General features: G+C 71.8%; 4 protein-coding genes. 1 reads left to right on the forward strand and 3 read right to left on the reverse strand.

Annotated features, from left to right (window positions below):
- Positions 1-274: 274 nt before the first annotated feature.
- Positions 275-1132, reverse strand: a complete 858-nt coding sequence (locus BKE38_RS27395) for a TIGR01459 family HAD-type hydrolase (protein WP_076960353.1) — start codon at positions 1130-1132, stop codon at positions 275-277.
- Positions 1129-2190 (reverse strand): quinone-dependent dihydroorotate dehydrogenase, encoded by a 1062-nt coding sequence (locus tag BKE38_RS27400; RefSeq protein WP_076960354.1) that lies wholly within the window; start codon positions 2188-2190, stop codon positions 1129-1131. Before BKE38_RS27400 ends, BKE38_RS27395 begins: the two co-directional genes overlap by 4 nt.
- Before the next feature lie 103 nt (positions 2191-2293).
- Between BKE38_RS27400 and BKE38_RS27405 the strand changes: the two genes are divergently transcribed.
- Positions 2294-3142 (forward strand): DMT family transporter, encoded by an 849-nt coding sequence (locus BKE38_RS27405; protein WP_242662590.1) that lies wholly within the window; start codon positions 2294-2296, stop codon positions 3140-3142.
- Between the two features lie 150 nt (positions 3143-3292).
- Here BKE38_RS27405 and BKE38_RS27410 read toward each other — a convergent pair whose 3' ends face one another.
- Entirely contained in the window at positions 3293-4159 is an 867-nt protein-coding gene (locus tag BKE38_RS27410; RefSeq protein WP_076960355.1) for a tetratricopeptide repeat protein, read from the reverse strand.
- Positions 4160-4254 lie beyond the last annotated feature (95 nt).

Raw genomic sequence — 4254 nt, forward strand, 5'->3', positions numbered from 1 at the left:
GGGGTCGACTGGGCGTGGGGCTGGGGAACAGGAAGCTTGGGCAGGGGCAGGTTGGGGGAATGAATTCCCCCAAACCCCCATCTTTTATCTGATTAACGGCCCTTGGCAGGTCGGCGCGCGGCCGGAGGCGTCACCAGTGGGGGCGGCGGGACTCTGAATATTCTGGATGGGGCTTGAGTGCAGCGTCCCGCTTGGCCGGCAGGCCGCGGCAGCCAGAACAGAAAAAAGATGGGGTCCAGGGGAATTCCTTCCCCTGGCCTGCCTCTGTCTTCTCTTACCAGCGCAGGCTCCGCAGCGCCGCGATCGGCGCGACGCCTTCGCGCACCGCTTCCGCGGCCAGCGCCTCGGGCGAGGGGTTCGGCCCGAAATGGTTCAGCGCCAGGCCGGTCAGCGCCCAGACCGCGTCGATGCCGGCATTGGCGGCGCCCAGCAGGTCGGTGTGCGGCGTGTCGCCGATGGCGACGATCTTCGCCGGCGGCAGGGCCAGGGTGGACAGCACGGTCTCGTAGACCATGGCGTCGGGCTTGCCGATCTCCAGCACGTCGCCGCCCTGCTCCAGGTAGACATCGGCGAGCGCCCCGGCGCAGATCAGGCGCTGGCCGGACACCATCACCGCGCGGTCGGGATTGGTGCAGAGCATCGGCAGCTTCGCCGCGGCGCATTCGGCCAGCAGCGCGCGATAGGGCTCGACGCTCTGCGGGCCGCGCTCCGGCTCGGGGCCGGTGTTGAGCAGGAAATCGGCTTCGGCGGGGGAGGTGGCCAGGGTGATCGGCAGTTCCTCGATGACCGACAGGTCGCGCTCGGGGCCGATATGGAAGGCGCGGCTGCCCAGGCGGGAGAACCAGGGGTGGCGGCGGTCGCGCAGCAGGGTCCAGGCGACCTCGCCGCTGGTGACGATGCCGTCGTAGAGGCTGGATTCGATGCCCATGGCGGTCAGGCTCTTGGCGACGAACCAGGAGCGGCGCGGGGCGTTGGACAGCAGCACGATGCGCTTGCCGCGGGCGCGCAGCTCGCGCAGCGCCTCGGGCACGCCGGGATAGGGGGTCGCGCCGTCATGGAGGACGCCCCAGATGTCCAGGACGAAGCCGTCATGGCTGTCGGCGAGCGGCGCCACGCTTTCCAGGATGTTCATCGGGCGTCGGCTCCTACGGCGTCGTGGACATGGGCGAAGCCGTCGCGCTTCAGCAGCGCGGCCAGCTCCCGCTTGATGCGCGGCACCAGCACCGGGCCGGCATAGGCGAAGGCGGCATACATCTGCACCAGCGAGGCGCCGGCGCGGATCTTGGCATAGGCCTGGGCGCCGTTGCTGACGCCGCCGCAGCCGATCAGGGTCAGCCGGCCGGCCGCCAGGCCATAGACCCGCTTCAGCAGCGCGGTCGACGGCGCGAACAGCGGCTGGCCGGACAGGCCGCCCGTCTCGGCCTTGTGGGCGCTCGTCAGGCTGGCGGGGCGGGCGATGGTGGTGTTGCTGACGATCAGCCCCGCCACGCCGTTCTGCACGCAGGCCTCGACCAGGGCCGGCACGGCGTCGTCGGCCAGGTCCGGCGCGATCTTCACCAGCACCGGCGGCTGGCGCGGGGCGGCGGCGCGGGTCACCGCGACGGCGGCCAGGATGGCGGCCAGCTTCGCCTCGCCCTGCAGGTCGCGCAGCCCCGGCGTGTTGGGGGAGGAGACGTTGATCGTCACATAGTCGGCGAAGGGGGCGACCGCGGCATAGAGCGCGGGATAGTCGCGCTCCGGCTCGGCGCCTTCCTTGTTGATGCCGATATTGGCGCCCAGCACCGCCGGCAGCGGCCGCTTCAGCGCCGCCAGCCGGCTGGCGAAGGCCTGCACGCCCTCGTTGTTCATGCCCATGCGGTTGATCACCGCTGCATCCTCGGGCAGGCGGAACAGCCGCGGCAGCGGGTTGCCCGATTGCGGGCGCGGCGTGCTGGTGCCGGGCTCGACCAGGCCGAAGCCCAGGCGCATCAGCGCGGCGACGGCCACCGCATCCTTGTCGAAGCCGGCGGCCAGCCCGATCGGATTGCGGAAGTCGAGGCCGAGCGCTTGCGTCGCCAGCACCGGGTCGTCGGCGGAGGAATCGGCGCCGGCCAGGCCGAAGGCCAGCGCCTTCAGCGCCAGGCGGTGGGCGCGTTCGGGGTCCATGCCGCGCATCAGCGGCATCAGGGCGGAGGCGAGGGCAGGGGTCATGGCCCGCCGCTTGTGCCTTGCCCGGCGGCGCAAGGAAAGGGTGGGAATTGACGCGGTGGCGCCGGCAGCGGAGAAGCCGGCCGCAAACCCAGGGGGACGCGCGGTGCAGGGTTCGGTGCTGATGCTGGCGGCGCTCGGCCTCTTCGCCACGCTGGATGCCAACAGCAAGCTGCTGTCAGGGTCCTACACCGTGGCGCAGGTGGTGCTGATCCGCCACCTGGTGATGCTGGCGCTGCTGTTCGGGGCGCGGGCGCTGCGCCCCAACCTGGGCGGCGAGCTGTCCACCCGCCACCCCTGGCTGCACCTGCTGCGCGCCGCGGCGATGCTGGGCTCGGCCGTCGGCTTCTTTCAGGCGCTGCGCGAGATCCCGCTGGCCGAGGGCTACCTGGTCTATTTCACCGCGCCCTTCATGACGCTGGGCCTGGCCGCCCTGGTGCTGCGCGAGGCCATGCCCGGCCGCGTCTGGCTGTGGAGCGGCGTCGGCTTCAGCGGCGTGCTGGTCGCCATGGCCCCGGGCCTGCAGGCCGGCGGCAGCCTGCTGGCCTATGCCTACGCCTTGCTCGGCACCGTCTGCTACGCCGCGGTGCTGACCATCAACCGCAGCCTGCGCCACGAGGCCGGGCTGTCCAAGCTGATCCTGTGGTCGGCCCTGCCCGGCGCCCTGGTGCTGGCCCCCTTTGCCGCGATGGACTGGGTGCCGCCCGGTGCCGGCGACTGGCTGGCGCTCTCGGCCAACGGCCTTTTCGCCGGGGCGGCGACGATCTGCCTGTCGGTGGCTTTCCGCCGCGCCAGCGTGGCGCAGCTGGCGCCGCTGGAATTCTCTGCCCTGGTCTGGGCGATGCTGGCCGATTTCCTGCTGTGGTCGACGCTGCCGGAGGTCACGACGCTGGCTGGCGGGGCGATCGTGGTGGTGGCTTGTTTGATGAGCCAGAGGGTTCAGAAAGAGGTTTGAAGGCTGGGGCAATGAATTCCCCAGAACCGCGTCCCGCCGTGATGCCCTGATGACGGTTCGGGCGAGGCGTTGGTCTTCAAACGGCCAACAGAACAGAAAAAAGAAGGGGTCCAGGGGAATTCATTCCCCTGGCCTGACCGTCTCTTCTCCTCAGCGCCTTCGAGGCCCTGCTTCGTTCAACGCCAGGTTCTGCATCGCCAGGTCCGCCGCCGCGCTGTCCGGGGCGAGAGCGATGGTGCGTTCCCAGTCTTCCTTCGCGCCCCTGGTGTCGCCCTTGAGCTGCCGCAGGATGCCGCGTTCCAGCAGGGCTTCCGGGTGGCGCGGGTCCAGTGTCAGCGCCTGCTGGATGTCGCGCATCGCGTCCTCGGCGCGGTCCAGATGGCGCAGCGCGGCGGCGCGGAACACCCAGGCCTCGGTGCGGCTGGCATCGGTCGCGATGGCGTGGTCCAGGTCCTGCAGCGCCTCGCCATAGCGGCCCATGGCGCCGGCGGCGATGGCGCGGTCGACCAGCAGCGCCGTGTCGTTCGGGTTCAGGCTCAGCGCCAGGGTGGTGGCGGCATAGGCGCGGGCGGTGTCGCCGGCCATCATCCAGGCCTGGGCGGCCTGGGCATAGATGGCGGCGCGGGCCGGGGCGCCGGCCTGCGAGGTGCCGGCCAGGCGCTCGAGCCGGGGGGCGGCACGCTCGGGCTCGCCGAGCGCCAGCAGGCCGAGGGCCATGCAATGGCGGGCGGGGTCGCCGCCGCCCTTTTCCTCCCACTCGCTGGCGCGGGCCAGGGCCCCTTCCGGGTCGCCGCGCAGCAAAGCGAGGCAGGCCTCGTATTCCGGGCTGTCGGCCAGGCGGGGCGGCTCGGGCGGCAGCGGCAGCGCGGCATCGGCCGAGGGCGCGCCGCCGGCCGGGCCGGCCTCGGCCGCCTCCGGCATGGCCGGGGAATGCAGCAGGAGGGCGCCGCCGGCAAGCGCGGTCAGCATGGCGGCGGCGAACACGCCCAGCAGCGCGTTGCGGAAGGGGGCTCGCATGGCCGCCACTCTAGCCCCCGGCGCGGTTCAGCGCCACATGGTCTCCATCACAGTCGTGGACAGGGGCGGGGATGCCGGAAAGCCTGGCAATTCTG

The sequence above is a fragment of the Teichococcus deserti genome (assembly GCF_001982615.1).
GTDB classification, from domain to species: domain Bacteria; phylum Pseudomonadota; class Alphaproteobacteria; order Acetobacterales; family Acetobacteraceae; genus Pseudoroseomonas; species Pseudoroseomonas deserti.

Coding starts and splice junctions, on each gene's coding strand:
- BKE38_RS27395 (WP_076960353.1), bottom strand. CDS start 1,132: ATGAACATCCTGGAAAGCGTGGCGCCGCTCGCCGACAGCCATGACGGC.
- BKE38_RS27400 (WP_076960354.1), bottom strand. CDS start 2,190: ATGACCCCTGCCCTCGCCTCCGCCCTGATGCCGCTGATGCGCGGCATG.
- BKE38_RS27410 (WP_076960355.1), bottom strand. CDS start 4,159: ATGCGAGCCCCCTTCCGCAACGCGCTGCTGGGCGTGTTCGCCGCCGCC.